The sequence below is a fragment of the Pseudodesulfovibrio thermohalotolerans genome (assembly GCF_021353295.2).
Lineage (GTDB): Bacteria > Desulfobacterota > Desulfovibrionia > Desulfovibrionales > Desulfovibrionaceae > Pseudodesulfovibrio > Pseudodesulfovibrio thermohalotolerans.
Genome location: NZ_CP120635.1, coordinates 2,528,547 through 2,546,667 on the forward strand (window position 1 = coordinate 2,528,547; position 18,121 = coordinate 2,546,667).

The window sequence follows — 18,121 nt, forward strand, 5'->3', positions numbered from 1 at the left end:
CTTTGCAATGGACCTACTATACGGGGACTTTACAGATTCAGTGGTTCCTTAGCCACAATTTGTGCAATGATATCCTCACGACGTTGTGTGTCCGCGCCTTTACCTGTTCCCGATGGCTCATACAGATACAAAGAGTGTCGTATGTGAACAGGATTTTTGGCCAGCTCTACCATCGGCAGCATGTAGGCCCAGTCCGTGGCTAGATCAATATACCTTCCATTTAATTTGAACATGGATTCGGGGACGGCATCAAAGAGATACTTGCGGAAGGAGCGTAAATGTTGCCATACATTTCCGCCCCGATTGCCCCTCGGGTCATTAAAGTCGATAGGGTAATGAACATGCTTGTCCGTACGCAGCATCGACCCCACGGTGAGGTCGGCTCCCCGCTGATACGCTCCATGCAATTGGTCGAGAGTCCTATCCGAGAGAAGCATGTCGTCGGCGTCCACAGTGACAATGATTGATCGAGGATTAGCGCAGGCTAAGCGGATCGCCCAGATCATGTTGGCCAGTAAGCCTCGTCTTTTTCGGATATTGAAAACGGATATTTTATTTGAATACTTCGAACAACTGCGCTGGATGTATTGTGCCAACTCAGGGGACGATGCATCGTCAATTACGATACATCCCCAATCCTCTCGCTGCTGTTTGATTATCGAGTTCAGACAACGCATGAATCGTCCTGGAGTAACGTCTTTTCCGCCAAGGATGAATATGAAAGTTTCATCTCGTAACGGAGCGAACCAGTCCTCCAGTTTGCCCTGTAGGTCGACATGCCCATCCTGTATTGATGGGATCACCCCCTTTTCTACTCTATCTAAAATCGCCAACCAGGCATCCGTATCGGCCTTTCTCTCGTTGGGAGGGTGGATAAAGAAAGTTCTTTTGTCGCCTCCACGCCAGGAACAGCCCATTTCAAACCTCATGCGTTGATCCGCAGCGCGATACCATGTCAGCTCAAGGCCGCCTTGCGTCACGGCGTTGGGGAATGGTGTCAGGGCGTTAAATCGTTCCATGTGTATCATCGCTCCGCGCACCTCAGTACGCCAAGGTCCGTTCGAATTTTGGCTTGTGTAAGGCTTGTTCTCTGCGTTGCATATATTTAAAGCCACTGTGGCTGCAGTGGGGTTGTCGGCAAACACCTGTAGCATGTCAGCGAGGTAGTCGTGGGTGTGGTCTGTACGTCCGACCATTAAGTCGCTGTCAACCTGTAGGAGATATGGGGTCCTACATTCCTCAAATCCTGACAGGGTGGAGGCCGTTTGGGGACCGGTTTTCGCGTGGGTGGCGTCTGTTCGGAGTCCAAACCAACGACTATTCAGAGCGACGATTCCTCCCTTCTCTTGGGGGCTGTATACAATCTTGTCGATCCAGCCGCTTTCAAGCAGTCTATCGCATGCCTCTTTTAATGCCCGCATGTTGCCCGAGGTATATTGGCGAAGAAAACCTTCTGCGCGTTCATCCACGACCAGGAGTCGTTCAGCAAAGGCCCGGGGCCCTTCCAGTTGCCTGATCAGATGCTGAACTTGGACCTCCAGTGTGGCGGCCTCCATGGCGCAGCATTTTATCATGACGGATATTTCGGGAAGGCGGGGTAATGCCTTTAAAACGAATACGCGTACTTCGGATGCAGGTTCGAAACGGTCCATGTCTATAGTCGGGATTTCAAATTCATCGACAATAGTCAGCCCAAGCAGGGCCAAGTCTCGGATGAGTTTCCTTCTCGGCCTGTAAAATTCAATTCGTGTCTTGCCTGAGGCTAGGCGTTTCTCCCACCGTAGAGTGCCATCTTTTTCGGATATCGTTCTATTTAAATTTTTGGTTGCTTCCGCTGTATGCCGCACATTGATAAATTCAGGATCGCAGACAGACACCACGACCGTTCCTCCCGTCTTGGTCATTCGACGAAGGTCTCTTATTGCCTGTGTATATGCGTCATCGTCGAGAGCGCAAAGCACCCGAGTACAGATGACGGTGCCAAATTTCATATCATTGAGGGAGGAACTTTCTGATAGGAATTGAACATGGCCAGCCATCTCATTCCATCGGGATTCCCATATTGACCGAAGGCATGGGTCGGGATCGTAGCCGATTCCCAAAATACCCTTTCGTCCAAGTTGGCCCAGTATGTTCCCCTTGCCGCAGCCGTAGTCCAGCACCCGATCAGGAGACGATAGCTCAACAATCTCTACTATTTTGTCGTAGTACCCAATTGCCGACTTTATACGTTGCTTTACGGCTTCCATAAAATACTCAAATCCAGCTAGTTCTGGCAGGTTTTTATCCGTGAGAGCGGCCTTCATCACCTCGCTCAGGTCGTTACGGTGGGGATATCTCCAACTTAACCATGCTCGACGGCACATCGTTTCAAATTCGGATTCCGAATGAAGCTGCTGGATGTCGGAACCGTAATCGATGAGCCTTACTTTCTCATCCACGTTACGCAAATTCTTGGGATGGATATTCCGGCACACGATTCCGTTCTCATGGCATTCGACCAGCAAGTCGATTAATCCCGGGCCGTTCCCGCCTGTGTACGGAGTCGAATCCTCATACGGATATGTGAGAATTGCGATACTGTCCTCCTTAATGAGCGATTCCAACGGATACAAGCCGTTCGTGCCAGTCCAAGCGCCCACCTTCGAGGTCAGAAATTTAATCTGTCGCCGAGCTTCCCTGCTTTTCCAGTAATCGAAGACTTTGAAGACCTTGCAGCCGTCTGTGAGTGCAACCCCCTCACAGCCATGCCCCAATATTCGAAGATGGCCGTTGATTCCTAACAAACGCCTTACATGATCTTGAGCAGACTGCATCCGCTGAGAGTGTATTCTGCTAACCAAAGGAGTGATGTCCTTGAGGCGGCGGCGGTGTGCCCTGCATTGTTGGGGCAGTTCTTCCAAAAGACTCTCGACATGTGCCGAGTCAAGGGCGTCAATGCCTTGGGTGATGCGGCGTAGCTCTTCTGGGTTGTACATTGCGAGAATTCGTTGAAGAACGGCACCCAACTTTGTGCGTTCTTTTACGAACTCGTTGCCATGTATCCAACTTGTGTCTTGCAAGTCAGGATGTTCAAGGAAGTGAAGTGCTGATTTCGCGCAGCCTCTCACGCGCCAAAAAGAAAGCGTAAATGCCGCCAACCGTTCCTTGGCGTATTTCTCGACCAGTGACGTAAATACGTCGATGTCGGGGTGGGATATCCAGGATGACCCCACTTTGCCCTTTGGGTCTCCTTCGTTGAGTCGATCCTGTAAGGCAGAATAGAAGGCGTAGCCGCGGATGTCATCGATGACTTTTTCCGAGTCTAAACCTTCGACCTGCAACCCGGATCTGTCATGGTAAACGGGTAGAGAAAGAGTCCGGACCGTTCGTCCATTCAAGTGTTGTTGAGCAAGCGACCACAACATGTCAGAGCGGCGCATAGGTCGGCCTTGAGTCAACAGACACGGGTTCGGGATATCTGTGAGGACTTCAGGATTGAAAATGAATGTGTTTCCGCCTCGCTGTAGCGGAGAGCCATCTGGCATACAATGTCCATTTTGTTCTTGCTGTATGAGGGGACGGAAGAGCTGTTCTCCTGCTAAAATGCGTTCAAATCTCTTGGCCAATTGGGAAAAAACTTCGGCCACAGATTCCTCAGGGCGGGCGAAAGTGAAATTGAAGGGGGTTTCCAGACGATCCGTTTCAATTCTGGAGAGGTCATAATAGAAATCCCTTCGACCTTCAGCCAGTCGGGTGTTCATCCCAAGCGCGGGCGGAAGGAGCGCCTTGGAGGATAGCCGAGACCAGCGGCGTAGCGTGTGAACCAAGTCCACCATTTGTCCCCTTAGGCACGAGGCAAATGGTAGGGGAGGGGCTCCCGTATATGGGCCTATGCCAATATCAGTAACACCCTCTGCCTTTGCTCGAGCCAATGCTTGTACATAGGGTGGCTTCCATCGGATCGCCTCGCCCTGTTGTTGTGTGAGGGCCTCAAGGTGCATGTCATCGTCCAGAATCCACCCCACCGCTCCCGGTCGTCGGCATAACAGTGCGTATAGATAGGATTGGAGTACGGTCCGAGCACGGGCTATCCCCATGCGCTCTCCTTGGGCGCATTCAGGGGCCTCTATCCTCCCTGCCTCGTGATCTTCTCGGATGATGTCTCTGGTCATGGCATAGACGTTCAGACCCTTTGACCTCGTGCTTTTTACGAGTTCAACAAACGGTCGGGATATTTCCCAGCCAGCTCCGTTCTCGATCAAAAGGACATCAAGCCCCACCACTGCCGGGTCGCAGGACATAATATGTAGATCCTCCAAGAGGCGGGCCGCCGATCCAACCCTATTGGGGGCAACAATTACACCAACTGCCAAGGCGAGTTGGTGATCAACATGTAGCTCAGAGATATCTGCGAGGATAACTTCATTTGGGGTGGGCGAAGAGGGGGCTGTAGGTTCCCAAGAAAAATATCGAAGAGCCCTGTCGAGGAATCTTTGCTTCTGACCGTTTGTCATCTGAAGGGCGTATTTCTGGTAAAAGCATTCCAGTCCCTTTCGTTTTGCAGGGAGGTTCGGCGATGAAAGGCGAGGCCGGGTAGAGGATGCGTGGTGCCTAACCGTTGCTATCGGTTGATTAGCGTAGCAAATATCCGGCAATTCACACAGTCGAATGCATAAATCGCGGTCAGTACAACTGGCGAGGTTTTCATCGAACAATCCAGCTTCGAGGATTGTGGATAGCCTAACGAAAAGGTTTGATCCCTGTATCCCTGGGTTTCCAGTTAAGAAATCATCCCGGCGGAGTGTTTCGGGAGGGACAACGATCCTTGGTTCTCTGCCCATTTCCTGGCGGATGAATGCGCTCGAAACCATATCAGCCTGTGATTCAGAAGCTACCATAACGCATCTACGCAAGTGGTCAGGAGCCCATTCGTCATCATCATCCAAGATAGCTACAAAAACGAATCGGGGGTCTGAGCTTGTCCGCAGGATGTGGTCAAGGCCTGAATTCCAAGCGCCTGAAGCTCCAGGGGTACGACGATTTCGAAGCAACTCTATATGATCTGAGTGCTTGGTCTTAGCGATGGCTCGCTGTGTTTTGGGGTGGAACTTTACCTCAGAGTCGTCCACAACCACGATTCTGTCTGGTGTGAATGTTTGCGCAAAAATTGAAGGCAATGAACGGGTTACGAGAAGCTGCGGACGATTTGCAGTTGCAACAAGCGCCACAAGTTCAAATGGAAAGGTGCGCATCTACTCCTCCGGATGATAGAGAATGCTGATTATCCATCGTTCTTGTAAGGGAGTGACGACTGCAAACATTCGCAAGCACGACGATCGGTCATCCCCGATCCAGTGCTTTTTGGTGTCATCCGATAGGTACGATGTAGCGAAAATTTATATCAAGCCCATGAATTGATCAATCATTCCCTCATGAAATTGAAAACATTATGGGACAATGTGCCAGAGTTTAGTTATTCTTTTCCTGTCCGCTATGTGTCCGGTTCTAATGTCCCCCCCCCCTCCTTTTCAAAAAATCACGTGTCACCCAAGTGTCATTTTCAGCGGCAACTATGCATTTTGTGGTGAATATAGTGTTTTCAACCCATTGAAATAACATAGGTAAGCGACCTTCCGGTTGATTGTCTACGGTTCACGCCGTTAACAGGGGTTCAAATCCCCTTGGGGACGCCAAGAGACAGACAAACGGGTTGCGGTACATACCGCAACCCGTTTTTCATTGTCCGAAGATGGACATGAGAAAGCCCCGGAGGTGAAAACCGCCGGGGCTTTCTTATGCGGCCCCATGTCAAGGACTCCCTATTTACTCGATTTCCCTATTTCTTAGGCCAGACTCCACCCTCACCATAACGGCTATTGGTTTGTATTCCTTTTCTTATTCGTGCTCTACGGCACCAAGTACCTATTCGGTACGTAAATCAGTTTAAGATCGCCATTTCTATTTTCGTGGTCTACGCCACCAAAGCCCCGCCGCGATCTTTGTTTACGACTGCGTTACAGGTAAGCTGAGCTTCCACAAAAGCGCGGCCAATTTACGAGCAAGCGCAGCTATTGCTTTTTGTGCCACACCATGTCGGCTATAAATTCGGTTGTAGAACTCCCTGGCCCACTCATCTCGCTGCTTCCACACCCAAGCTGCTTCAATCAGTAAACTTCGTAATCGCTTTTGACCGACCGGGCGAAGTGTTGCCTTACCCTTGCTGCCTCCACTTTGCCGCATCACTGGCGCAAGGCCCAGGTAAGCTGTCACCTCTTCGCTGCGATTGAAACGTTCCGGGCGGTAAACCTCTGCCGCAAAAGTCGTGGCCACGACTTCGCCAACGCCGGGAACGGACCTCATGGCGGCAATACGTCTTGCCTCGTCTTGTTCCCGGATGCTTATTCGCAAACGCTGATCCACTTTGCGTTGTGCACAAGCGAAGTACTCCAGTTCATCGAGCAAGCTTTCAAGAGTCTCTTTTGCCCCCGAAGGAAGTTCCACCTGATGAAGTGTGAGTATGGCAGCCTTGCTCCAATGGTCCAGATCGGCAGGCTCCTGCGCTCCAAGATAAAGAAGAAGTGAACGAATCCGTTGTTTAGCTCGACGAAGAGAGTCGGTGAGCTGATGCCTTCGACGCTCAAGAGCACGGAAGGCTTCAGCTTCAACGGAAGGAATGGCGATTGGTCTGATCAGGCCGGAGGCTGCCAGCTCTGCCAGTTTGCGGCAGTCCAGGCTGTCGGTCTTGTTGGTAGCGGTAATGGGGCGCGGGATTCGGCTTGGCGCAGCAACGACAACCGTAACACCTTCTGCTTCGAGGCTCCTGGCCAACTCAAAGCCAGTCGGTCCAGATTCATAGCAAACCGCGCCAACCTCAACAGGTAATGACATGACAAGCCGGGTGAGTGCTGTTGCATCAGCCGGACAAGTCCAGTCCTTCACGGCACCATCAGGTCTGAGCAAAGCCACGCTGAAACTCAGCTTATGGACGTCCACTCCTATCCATACCTTCTCGCCGGAAAACGCTTCAACAAACCGATGAACAGATGATACTTTGAGCTTTGCCATGTCGGCCTCCCTTGGGTTTGGGTTTCACTGGTACTGTTACCAGCAAAACTTGGGAGTGCCGACATGGTATTTCTCATGCTCTGTCCGTGCAACCAGGAACCTGGGAACGCTTCTGCCCGGGAACATAGGTAACACTTTTACTATTCCTGCTTCGGCTCTGGGGGTCAGATCAGGCCCCCAGAGCCGTCCCTCTCCCCCCAGCAGGACCGATCCGGCGTAAACATTCATGTCGTCATTTTGTTTTTCCAACAGCCCTACCGAGTAACCGCGCAACCCCTGGTTGATGTATCGCATTTTCCCGGCCCACAGGATTTCTCCGCTGCGTTTGACACGCCTGACAACAACCTCCGCAGCATATTGAAAATCTGGAATAATAGGGGGACACCGCCGGGCGGACCGGGCGTATCGGCTGGCGGGCACGGCCACGCCAAACGCCTCGTGACGCGCCGAAGGTTGTAAATCATGCGCCAGGAGCGCATAAGCCGTGTCTGCTGGCGCATGTTCCGGCCCTTGCGGAATTCTCGTTTAAAGAGTGCTCATCCGGGAAATCCCTTCGGCCCCGCGTCCGGCAAAGGGGTTTCCGTTGTCCACCCAAATGATGTCGGGCAGGACGAAACGCCGTCCTGGCGCAAGCGGGGTTATAGCAGAGCCGCTTCCCATTCGGCCTGCTTGAAACCGCTCAGGACAACGTCGCCGCTCACGAAAAGAGGCCGCTTGACGAGCACACCGTCCGTTTCCAGCCGCGCGGGCAACTCCTCGTCCGTATGGAGTCGATGGTCTCCTTCAAGCCGAGTCTCTTGTCTTTCTTGCCGTTGGTGTTGACGAACCGCTTCTTGTCCATACCGGCTCTTTTCTCCACGCCAGAAACTCCTCGCGGGTCGGCGTTTCCTTGACGATATGCCGGATATCAAACTCCACGCCGTAATCCTCAAGCCAAGTCTTGGCTTTTCGCGACGTGGTTCAACGGGGGTCATGCACCAGAATCGGGGGCACGTTCTCTCCATCCCTTAAAAAATGGTAAACGATTGGTTCACCGGACCGGCCGGCTCATATGCTCGAACGGTCCGGCGGAAGCCATGATCTCCCCCGTCATTTCTGTCCCTCCGGGTCCGGGGCAAGACTGTCCGGAAAGCCACGCAAGGAAAAGGGGGCCGGTCCCCGGACCGGCCCCCTGCGATGGGTTTTCAATATAACGAAAGATTAATGCGCAGGACCCACGACGGGATTACTGCGCAGCTCCTCCAGCTTCTCGTTCATCTCGCTGCCGAGGTAGTACCATTCATGCACGGGCAGTTTCTCGCCCCTCTCCAGCGCCTTGATGCCGTCGAGCACCTTATCCGAAGTGGCGGGCAGCTCAAAAATGCGCACACCCGTGGCGTTGTAGATGGCGTTGATGATGGAGACATGCGGCGAAGTCAGGGAGAGTTCGGCGCAACCGGCGGAACCGAACGGTCCCGAAGGACGCGGCGTTTCCAGATACTCCACCTCGATGTCGTCCGGGACGTCCTTGATGTAGGGGAAGCCCTGGGCCTTGAGGGTCACGTCCCGGGACGGATCGACAAAGTCTTCGGACAGAGCCAGTCCCACACCCTGGGCGAGGCCGCCGTAGACCTGTCCGTCCACGGCCAGCTTGTTGCCGATGACGCCGAAGTCGGCGGTCAGGGTCATCTTGAGCACCTTGGTCTTGCCCGTGGCGGCGTCCACCTCGACCTCGGACATGAATACCCCGTAGGTATGGGTCGGGTTGGGGTCGCCCTGCATGGTGTTGTAGTCGCACGCTTCGGAATAGCCCACCGTGGAGGCATTGCCCCGATATTTCACCGGAATGTTCTCGTCCACCATCTCCTGGTAGGTGCGGTAGGTGCCGTCGGGCTTGCGCATAGCGTCCATGAGCTTGTTCGCGCCGTCGATGGTCGCCTTGCCCGCCATATAGTGCGACCGGCTGCCCGCCGCCGCCCCGGTGAAGGGAGTGACGGCCGTGTCGTTCATGACGAGGCGGATATTTTCTGGCTTGAGACCCAGCGGCTCGAACGCCTTGTGCGCCAAGGCCATGGCGCCTGCGTCGGCCCCCTGCCCCATGTCGTGCCAGCCGCTATAGTGGGTGATGGACCCGTCGGAATTCAGCTCCACGTCGATCTCTGCCGTATCGTGGGCCGCGAAGGAGCAGTCGTACATGCCGAGCGAAATGCCCACGCCGCGACGCTTCTCCGGGGTATCCTCCTTCCTGGCCCGTTCCAGCGCGGCCTTGTACTTGGGCCGCATCATGTCGAGGAGCGTGGGGAAGGGATGCACGTCCATCTCGCAACCGGAAGTCATGGTCGTCCCGGGCCGGTAGGTGTTGATGTAACGGAACTCAAGGGGGTCCATGCCGATCTTCTCGGCCAACATGTCAGCCAGAGATTCGCTGGCCATGTACGATTGAGGCGAACCGAAGGCGCGGAAGGCCGTCCCCCAGGCGTGGTTGGACGCGCAGATGCGGCCCACTCCGCGAATATTCGGAATATACAGCCCCGCGCCGCACCAGCGGAACCCCTTTTCAATGAGCGGGTCGGATGTGCCGTCGTGATACGCTCCGTGGTCGAACAGGAAGTCGTATTCCATGGCCTGGAGATATCCCTTCTCGTCGGCGGCCAACCGGCAGTTGAAAAAGCCGGTGGAACGCTTGCCGCTGAAAAAGGACTGCTGGGCGTAATCCATGTGCAGGCACACGGGCTTGCCGGTGGCCTTGACCGCAGCAAGAAGCAGGGCCTCGGTGATGGGACTCATCTTGGAGCCGAAGCTGCCACCCGCCGGATTGAGGATCATCCTGATCCTGTCCGGATCGATGCCCACGGCGCCGGCGACCATCAACGGCACGGCCTGAAGGAACTGATGCTTGCACTGGACCACGAAGCCGCCGTCCGCGTCGGGATAGGCCAGCCCGACGTCGGGTTCGAGCACAAGGTGGGGCTGACGCTGCACGTAGAAGCCGCCCTCGACCACATGGGCCGCCTTTTCCATGATCCCGCCGGTCTCCCCGCCCTTGATGCAGGGCATCTCGCAATACAGGTTCGGGGTGCCGGGGTGGATTTCCACGGCGTCCTCGGCCACAGCTTCCAGCCCGTTCATGTAGGCGTACAGCGGTTCGTACTCCACCTTGACCGCGTCGGCGGCGGCGCGGGCGTGAGCCTCGGTGTCCGCCGCGACGATGGCCAGCACGTCGCCGTACTGGCATATCTTGGTGTCGGCCAGCAGGGCGCGCTCAAGCCCGTCACTCTTGTTGGTCGGGGAAAAAGTCAGCCCGTTGACCCGGTTGGTCCCTTCGATATCCCTAGCTGTGAGCACGCGGTACACGCCCGGCATCTTCTCGGCCTCGGAGGTGTCCACGGAGAGCAGGTTGGCGTGGGATATCCGGGCATGGGCCAGCCCCAGGTGCAGCATGCCGTCGGGCAGCTTCATATTGATGTCCGCTCCGTAGTCGCACAGGCCGGTAACCTTGGCCAGCGCAGTGGGCTTGGGGCTTTTGGTGTTGTAGAGGGTCTGGCCTTCGGGGAGCTTGAAGGCCAGATCGTCCATAGAAATTTCACCGCGCAATACCCTGGCCGCGTCCATGACCGAATCCACCAGGGGCTTGTACCCCGTACAACGGCAGGCGTTGCGGTGCTTCTGGAACCAGTCGCGCACCTCCTCCCGGGTGGGATCGGGATTGGTGTCCAGCAGTCCCTTGGCGGAAACGATGAATCCGGGGGTGCAGATGCCGCACTGCGCGCCGCCATGCACCATCCAGGCGAGTTGCAGCGGATGCAGATGGCCGGGCGTCCCCACGCCTTCGATGGTCGTGACGAGGCTGTTCTCCGGCACCTTGTCCATCTTCTTGACGCAGGAGCGGATCACCTTGCCGTTCAGGATCACGGAACAGATGCCGCACTGTCCAGCCTCGCAACCGACCTTGGTACCCGTCAACCCCAGCTTGCGCAGGGTATTGGCCAGGGTGTCCTCGGGGTCGAAGGTAATCATGCGATCAACGTTGTTGATATTCAGCACCATTTTTTTCAACATCAGCCAATTCCTCCATAGTGTTTGAATGCAACCGGCAGAGTGTCCGCAACATCACTTTCCGCCGGGGCTGGACCGGTCATGATCTCGGAACCATTAGGATACTGTAGGCAACAAAAGGGGCTTTCCGGAAATATCATTTAGCGGCCTCGCATATATCGAACCGATATACGTTGCCCAGCCCTCCCGGCCTATTTGCCGAAGGGGCAGACGGGGTAACGGCAGACATCACAGGTCGCGCAAAAACCGCCGTGTCCCAAGGCCACTATGTCCTCCCTGGCGACGGTCTCCCCGGCCAGCAGACGGGGGACCACCAGATCGAAGATCGAGGCGCGGTAGTACATGACGCAACCCGGCAACCCGAGAATGGGAACGCCGTCCAGGTAGGCGAGAAGAAACATCACGCCCGGAAAGGTGGGGGAGCCGTAGGTGACTATCTCCGCCCCGGTCGCCCGGATGGCCGTCGGGGTCTGGTCGTCGGGATCCACGGACATGCCGCCGGTGACCACGATCATCTCCGCCCCTTCGGCGGCATAGGCCAGGATCGCGTCGCGGGTCATGGCCGGGTCGTCCGAGGTCAGTCGCTGCCCCATGACCGAAGAGCCGAGTCGGGAGAACTTCTTGCGGATGACGGGGCCGAAACGGTCCTTGATCCTGCCGCTGAAGACCTCGTTGCCGGTGGTCACCACTCCGACCTTGAGGGACCGGAACGGACGGACCGACACCACATGGCCGCACTCGGCGCAAATAGCCTCCACCCGGAGTATCTTTTCTTCCCGAACCACCAGCGGCACCACGCGAGTCCCGGCCACGGCGCGCGGTTCGGTCACCTGCTGGCCGTCGTGCATGGTGGCCAGGACGACCTCCTCAATGGAGTTGATCCGATTCAACGCCTCCACGTTGACGCTGAGCAGCCCCGGCGACGCCTCGAAGTTGACGCGCCCCTCGCTGACTCCGGACAGGGTGATGCCCGGCCCGGCGGCGGCTTCGGCGATACGTCGGGCGGCCTCGTCCTCGTGGACCTGCCCTTCCTTCAAATCGAGAACGTAGACGTGCTCCTTGCCGATCTCCAGCATACCGGGGATATCCGCTTCGGTGATCACATGCCCCTTGCGAAAGGCCGGGCCTTTGGTTTCACCAGGTACGATGCGGGTCATGTCATGACACAGGACCATGCCCACGGCGTCTTGAACAGGTACGGTCTTCATATACTCCCTCTCCGGGTATTTCATTCTTCATTCCGGAAGCAACCCGGTCATCCCGCCCTGTGGCGGCCGGGTTCATTCCACTGCTTCCGAAACTACGGAGAAAATAACCCTTGGGTAAAATACCATTTGTCGTATAGGGTTATATCAAAATGATATAGTACGGTTTCTTTTCGTTCAGCTTCGACTACGCGCCAGAACCTACACCACCGGAAGAACGACGATGAACTTCACCAAGCTGCTGTACTTCAAGACGATCGTTGAACAGGGACAGATCAGCCGCGCGGCCCGCGTCCTGCACATGTCCCAACCGCCGCTCAGCCAGCGCCTCAAGGAGCTGGAAGAGGAACTGAACGTCACGCTCATCGAACGCTCGGGTGCCAACTGGGCCGTCACCAGCGAAGGCAAGGCCCTGTATCAGCGCGCCCTGGACATCCTGGACCTGGTCAACGGCATTCCCGACGAAATCCAGGCATCGCGGCTGGGCGTGGAGGGGCTGGTCACCATCGGCTGCACCACCCTGTCCATCACCCTGCTCACCGAATTCATCCTCCATCTGAACAAGCTCCACCCCCGCGTCCGCACCCGGTTGCTCATCGACGACAGCACTGTGCTGAAGCACAAACTGCTTGAACACGCCATCGACTTCTGCGTGACCATCCTACCGTACACGGAAACCCGGCTGCACCTTGCGCCGCTCAAGCCTACCCCGTCCATGCTCGTGGTCCCCCCGTCCATGGCCGAACCGCCATTCACGAAGGCCTCGACTCCCGGCGCGGAGCTGGACATCCGGGAACTCCATGACAAGCCCCTCGTCATCTTCCGGCGTTTCGACGGCGGCGGCACCTACATGAAGACCATGGACTTCTTCCATGAATACGAGGTCAAACCGCGCATCATCATGGACAGCCCGGACGGTCGTATTCTCCTCGACATGCTGGAACAGGGGCTGGAGGCCATGGCCATGGTCCCTGGCAGCGAAATACCGGAACACATCCGCAAAAACTTTGTTCTATGCAACCTCCCGGACTTCTTTCCGAAGGTTCACCCCTGCCTGGCGCGGGTCGACAACCGCTACCTGCCACGCGCCTCCAGAACCGCCTGGAAGGAATTGTGCGCCTTCGTCAGCCGGACCGATCCCGGACTGGAAGTCCCATCCCCGGAAAGTGCCGGTTAGCCCCCGTCGACGCGAAAATGCCCACATCCGGCGATGGCCGGACATGGGCAACAGGAGGTCGGAGAAGGCTCCCAGGGACTAGCGCCGGACCGGCCAGAATCCGAAATACGCCGTCATGGTCACGATCACCGGAAAAGTGACGGACAACAGGGCGCTGGACAGCCACAATTCGAGGGTGTAGGCGGGTGCGCCGGACGACAGTGCCATCCCGGTCAGATACGGACCGGCGGCCGCGAATACGTAATACATCAGATATGCGTAGACCGAGGCCAGCAGGGTCAGCAGAATCCCCCGCAAAGGCTGGCCCACCCCGGCGAACAGGCGGTGCTGCATGAGGTTGTCGACCAGAAAGACCCCGAAGGTGAAACCGACCGGGACCTTGACCAGATAGACCACCGTGTCCATGCCCACCCCCTTCACGAACACGACCCAGCAAACCAACGACATAAGCAGGGCCACGAGGGTCGCGACGAGCTTCACCACATGGGGCTGCCGCCTGCCGATCAGGCCGGTCACAAGGGTCATGTCCGAAAGGGTCAGGATCAGAATCGCCCCGCCCAATGTCACGAAAAACGAGATGGCGGACCAGGCGTCCAGCAGACCTCGCGGGTCCAGCGATTGCACATAGACGTGCGTACCGATCAGAAAGGAATAGTCGAACAGGAGGCAGAACAATGCGTATGCGATGGAGTAGCATGTCGCCAGGGTCCCGACTCCCAGCCACAGCGGGTGTCTGAGGAACAGGTTCAGCGGCCAGCCCCGCATGAGCAGGATCATCCAGAAGGTCACGACGATACTCAGGATCGAGTAATGCAGCAGCATCGGCGTGGGCGGGGCAACGCTCCGTCCCACCATGCTGAAGACGGCCAATGCCGCGAGCATGGCCCCTCCAGCCGTCATCAGGGTCAGAGCCGCACCTTTGGCCGGTTGCGGCAGGGCCGCAATGGAGGCCGGGTAGCCGCAGCGCCACAGCACCGAGACGACCAACTGCACAGGCACGGCGCACATGAAGAGGAAAGCCCCCCATGTGGAGAGAAGCTCGTGTCCAAGGGCGTACAAAATAAGGAAAGCAACACCCAGTATTATTGCAAAGGCCCCGGCCCCCTGCACAAACAACTGCGTTGTCTCGCCACCGCCCGCAACGGGCTTTGCGGAAATGTTCTCATTAATTCCTTGCGATTCGGCCATCAATACCCCCATTCTACATATTGTTCACATGCACAGGTCAAGATTTGCGGATATAGACCAGAATCGACCCGCAAATGAAAATACTGTTTGCAACACGAATCCATATCGAACGGATATACCTCTTCGGGCGATGGACTACGGGCCCGGGGCTGCGCATGGGCGCGCGCAAAAAACGATATGTGGAGCCTGATTTTAGGACTTTTTTTAGGGGCTATACCAGATAACCCCTCTGGGTTCTCGGTATGGCAATGCGAAAAAGTCGTTTGAGCCAGAAAAAGCAGCTCCGATTGATTGAGCATTTTGTGGCTGGCAGAAGTGGCCTCGGTTCTTCGGACCACCGAGCGACGAATTTAAGGTGGACATGATAACGAGCTACGCCGCTCTTTCGGCCCAGGCCAGAGGGGCTAGGCCCGCCGCAGATCGCTTCCCGTTTCCAGTTCCCGCATATAACCGCTTTCGTGTTTCAGTGAATGCAACAGGCGCCCAATAATGATGTTGTCCATCCATCGGCCACAGCCATCCCTGGGGGTGCACGCCGTACTTGCTGGCGAGTTCCGACAAGGTGTGTTTGCCGGACAAGGCATCCAGGACGACTCGGGCTTTGAATTCCGCGCTGAAACGTTTTCTCGTCTTGGCCATGAATTGCCTCCTTCGGGCAATTTATGGCCACCTTATCGAGTGATCCAGTTTTCCGAAGCCACTTCTAATGTCCCAAGAAAACACCCTCCAAGGGCAAATCCCTTCTTGGTCATCGTGGCCGGTCACTTGTTTCGCAATAACGATTTGCCAAAACCGCGTGTCACCCAAGTGCCATTTTCAACGGGAACTATGCTTTTTGTGGTGGATATGGCGTTTTCAATCCATTGAAAGGACATAGGTAAGCGACCTTCCGGTTGATTGTTTACGGACTTTCACGCCGTTACCAACCTCTATAACTGACCCTGCCCACCACCAGTTGCTGAAGCTGGGTCAAAGTGGTAGGTCAAAAGCAATAACGAAGGACACGCTGAAACAGAATAGATTCATAAAATCAATGCATTGCCGCATATCCGAAAGATCAGGACTTCCGAGTCTTCTCTTCGGCACCATCGATTGAAACAGGGCCGCAGCCATCAGGTTGCGGCCCTTTTCGTGTCCACCGACTTCTGCTTCAATTTTTCGTTCCCTGCCGCCCTTGCACCCAAGGGACTCCATGGACAATCGAAAGGGATTCGACTACATGCGGAGACGCGGCCCGCACTCCGCATCCTTGCCCCGCGATACGGTCGAAACCGGCGTCGGTCGAGCCTTTCCGGGGGGCCAGCCTCGACGACTGACGAAAGCCATTGGGCGCTGGGAGACGGACCATTTCATTTTTTCATGAAAATGACGCCGTTTCCGTATAGTAATGCGCGAAATGGCCGATACTGTTCTTGTCAATACATTCAAAGACGTTGAGGATCCAATGTTCGCCAATTTGAGCTTGAAGTTAAAAGTGCTGGCCCTGGCCCTGCTCGGGCCGGTCATCGTCGCTACCGTACTGTCCGTCCACCAGGCCATCCAGATCCGCAACGACGCCGAAAGCGGCATCGTCCAGCAAAGCCGGGCACTCATTCTCATGGCCGAGGCCGCCCGCAACGAAATGGCCAAGAAGCTGAACATGGGCATCATGGTCCCCTTCGATCAGCTCGACACACAGGAAAAACTCCTCGAATCCATCCCGGTCATCACGGCCATCAACATCGCCAAGCAAAAGGCCGAGGATCTGAATTACAATTTCCGGGTCCCCAAGGTCGCCCCCAGGAACCCGATCAACAAACCCACGCCCATTGAGGAAAAGGTGCTGGCCGAACTCAAGGCCAAGAACCTGAATGAAAAAATCCTCATCGAGAACAACGAAATCCGCTATTTCCGCCCCATCCGCCTGACCAAGGAATGCCTGTACTGCCACGGCGACAACAAAGGCGACCGCGATCCCGTCGGCGGCGTCAAGGAAGGCTGGAAGGAAGGCGAGATTCACGGCGCGTTCGAAATCATCACATCTCTGGACGAGGTAAACGCCAGCGTATTCTCGTCCGAATTGTACGCAGCCCTGGAAACCACGGCCGTGCTCCTGGCCGTGGGCGTCCTGGTCTGGTTCCTGGTCAAGATCATCATTGTCGGCCCGCTCTTCCGCATCCGCACCTACGCCAAGTCCGTGGCGGACGGCGACATCGACGCCGAGCCGGAAGGACACTTCGCGGCCGAACTGGGCGTCGTCAAGGAAGCCATTCAAACCATGGTCGGCAACCTCAGGGCGAAAATGCTCGAAGCCGCCCAGAAGCAGGACGAAGCCGAATACGCTCAGGGCGTGGCGGAAAAGGCCATGGAAGACGCCAAGGCCCAGGAAGCCCGAACCAACCAACTGCTGACCACCATGAAGCGCATCGCGGGTGAAGCCTCCCTCATCGCCGAGCAGGTCACTTCGGCCGCCGACGAAATCTCCGCCCAGGCCGAACAGGTAAGCAAGGGGGCCGAGGTCCAGCGCGACCGCACCACCCAGACCGCCACGGCCATGGAGGAAATGAACGCCACGGTTCTCGAAGTGGCGCGCAATTCCTCCAACTCCGCCGAATCAGCGGCCAATGCCCGCACCGAGGCCCAGGAAGGGGCCAAGATCGTGCGCAAGGCCACGGACGCCATCCGCGAGGTCCACGACCTGACCTCCACCCTCAAGCAGTCCATGGACCAGCTCGGCAATCAGACCACGGACATCGGGCAAATCATGAACGTCATTGAGGACATCGCCGACCAGACCAACCTCCTGGCCCTCAACGCCGCTATCGAGGCGGCCCGTGCGGGCGAGGCGGGACGCGGTTTCGCCGTGGTCGCCGACGAGGTCCGCAAGCTCGCGGAAAAAACCATGGCCGCCACCAAGGAGGTCGGCGACGCCATCCAGGTCATCCAGGACGCCGCGACCGCCAACATCCAAAGCGTGGACTACGCGGCCAAGGTCGTGGAACAAGCCACCAGCCTGGCCAACAGCTCCGGCGAAGCCCTGGACTCCATCGTCAAATTCGCCGACGACACCTCCGGGCAGGTACAGTCCATCGCCACCGCCGCCGAGGAGCAGTCCGCCGCCTCCGAGGAAATCAACCGGGCCGTGGACGACATCAACCACATCGCCACTGAAACGGCGGAAGGGATGAACCAGTCGGCCGAAGCCATCAACAAGCTGGCCAAGCTCTCCAACCAGCTCCATAAGCTCATCGAGGAAATGAACGCCCACTAGCGGCGGACATGCGACAAAAACAACCAAGGCGCGGGCATCCCCCGCGCCTTTTTTTTCGCCCGGCCTCCGGCCCATTATTCCGGCAGGCCCTCCATGCCAGCACCGTGAGCGGCGCGCATTCCGATATTTTTACTCCAGAAATCGCCAAAAGGCCCAGCCGACACGGCATCCCCGCTTGTCATCCAAGCGACGTTTCATTATGGTTCACTGGCTTGTGAA

Annotated in this window: 10 protein-coding genes; 3 read left to right on the top strand and 7 right to left on the bottom strand. The window is 56.6% G+C overall.

Annotated elements, in window-relative coordinates:
* Positions 1-29: 29 nt before the first annotated feature.
* The 5 genes from LF599_RS12085 to LF599_RS12105 form a co-directional block, all read right to left on the bottom strand.
* A complete protein-coding gene (locus tag LF599_RS12085; RefSeq protein WP_279520945.1) occupies positions 30-5,234 on the bottom strand; it encodes a glycosyltransferase in 5,205 nt (1,734 codons plus the stop codon).
* Positions 5,235-5,985: 751 nt separating this feature from the next.
* Positions 5,986-7,047, bottom strand: coding sequence for an IS110 family RNA-guided transposase (locus LF599_RS12090; RefSeq protein WP_269942321.1), 1,062 nt, complete (start codon positions 7,045-7,047; stop codon positions 5,986-5,988).
* Between the two features lie 697 nt (positions 7,048-7,744).
* A complete protein-coding gene (locus LF599_RS12095; protein ID WP_269942229.1) occupies positions 7,745-7,906 on the bottom strand; it encodes a hypothetical protein in 162 nt (53 codons plus the stop codon).
* A 341-nt stretch (positions 7,907-8,247) separates the two neighbouring features.
* Positions 8,248-11,085, bottom strand: a complete 2,838-nt coding sequence (locus tag LF599_RS12100) for a molybdopterin-dependent aldehyde oxidoreductase (protein ID WP_279520946.1) — start codon at positions 11,083-11,085, stop codon at positions 8,248-8,250.
* A gap of 188 nt (positions 11,086-11,273) precedes the next feature.
* The gene (locus tag LF599_RS12105; protein WP_279520947.1) at positions 11,274-12,290 is read right to left on the bottom strand and encodes a molybdopterin-binding protein; all 1,017 of its coding nucleotides are present in this window, start codon (positions 12,288-12,290) and stop codon (positions 11,274-11,276) included.
* A 220-nt stretch (positions 12,291-12,510) separates the two neighbouring features.
* Between LF599_RS12105 and LF599_RS12110 the strand changes: the two genes are divergently transcribed.
* Positions 12,511-13,464, top strand: coding sequence for a LysR family transcriptional regulator (locus LF599_RS12110; RefSeq protein WP_279520948.1), 954 nt, complete (start codon positions 12,511-12,513; stop codon positions 13,462-13,464).
* Between the two features lie 78 nt (positions 13,465-13,542).
* Here the strand turns inward: LF599_RS12110 and LF599_RS12115 are convergent, their stop codons facing one another.
* Together LF599_RS12115 and LF599_RS18325 are read right to left on the bottom strand one after the other, a co-directional pair.
* On the bottom strand, positions 13,543-14,652 hold the full coding sequence (locus tag LF599_RS12115) for a hypothetical protein (RefSeq protein ID WP_279520949.1): 1,110 nt from the start codon (positions 14,650-14,652) through the stop codon (positions 13,543-13,545).
* A 372-nt stretch (positions 14,653-15,024) separates the two neighbouring features.
* Positions 15,025-15,240: a hypothetical protein gene (locus LF599_RS18325; RefSeq protein WP_404823757.1), complete on the bottom strand. Its 216-nt coding sequence runs from the start codon at positions 15,238-15,240 to the stop codon at positions 15,025-15,027.
* Here LF599_RS18325 and LF599_RS18330 point away from each other — a divergent pair.
* The gene (locus tag LF599_RS18330; RefSeq protein WP_404823760.1) at positions 15,142-15,519 is read left to right on the top strand and encodes a hypothetical protein; all 378 of its coding nucleotides are present in this window, start codon (positions 15,142-15,144) and stop codon (positions 15,517-15,519) included. The two genes, LF599_RS18325 and LF599_RS18330, sit on opposite strands and share 99 nt — an antisense overlap.
* 577 nt (positions 15,520-16,096) lie before the next feature.
* Complete coding sequence (locus LF599_RS12125) at positions 16,097-17,902, top strand: methyl-accepting chemotaxis protein (RefSeq protein WP_279520950.1); 1,806 nt, start codon at positions 16,097-16,099, stop codon at positions 17,900-17,902.
* Positions 17,903-18,121: the final 219 nt, after the last annotated feature.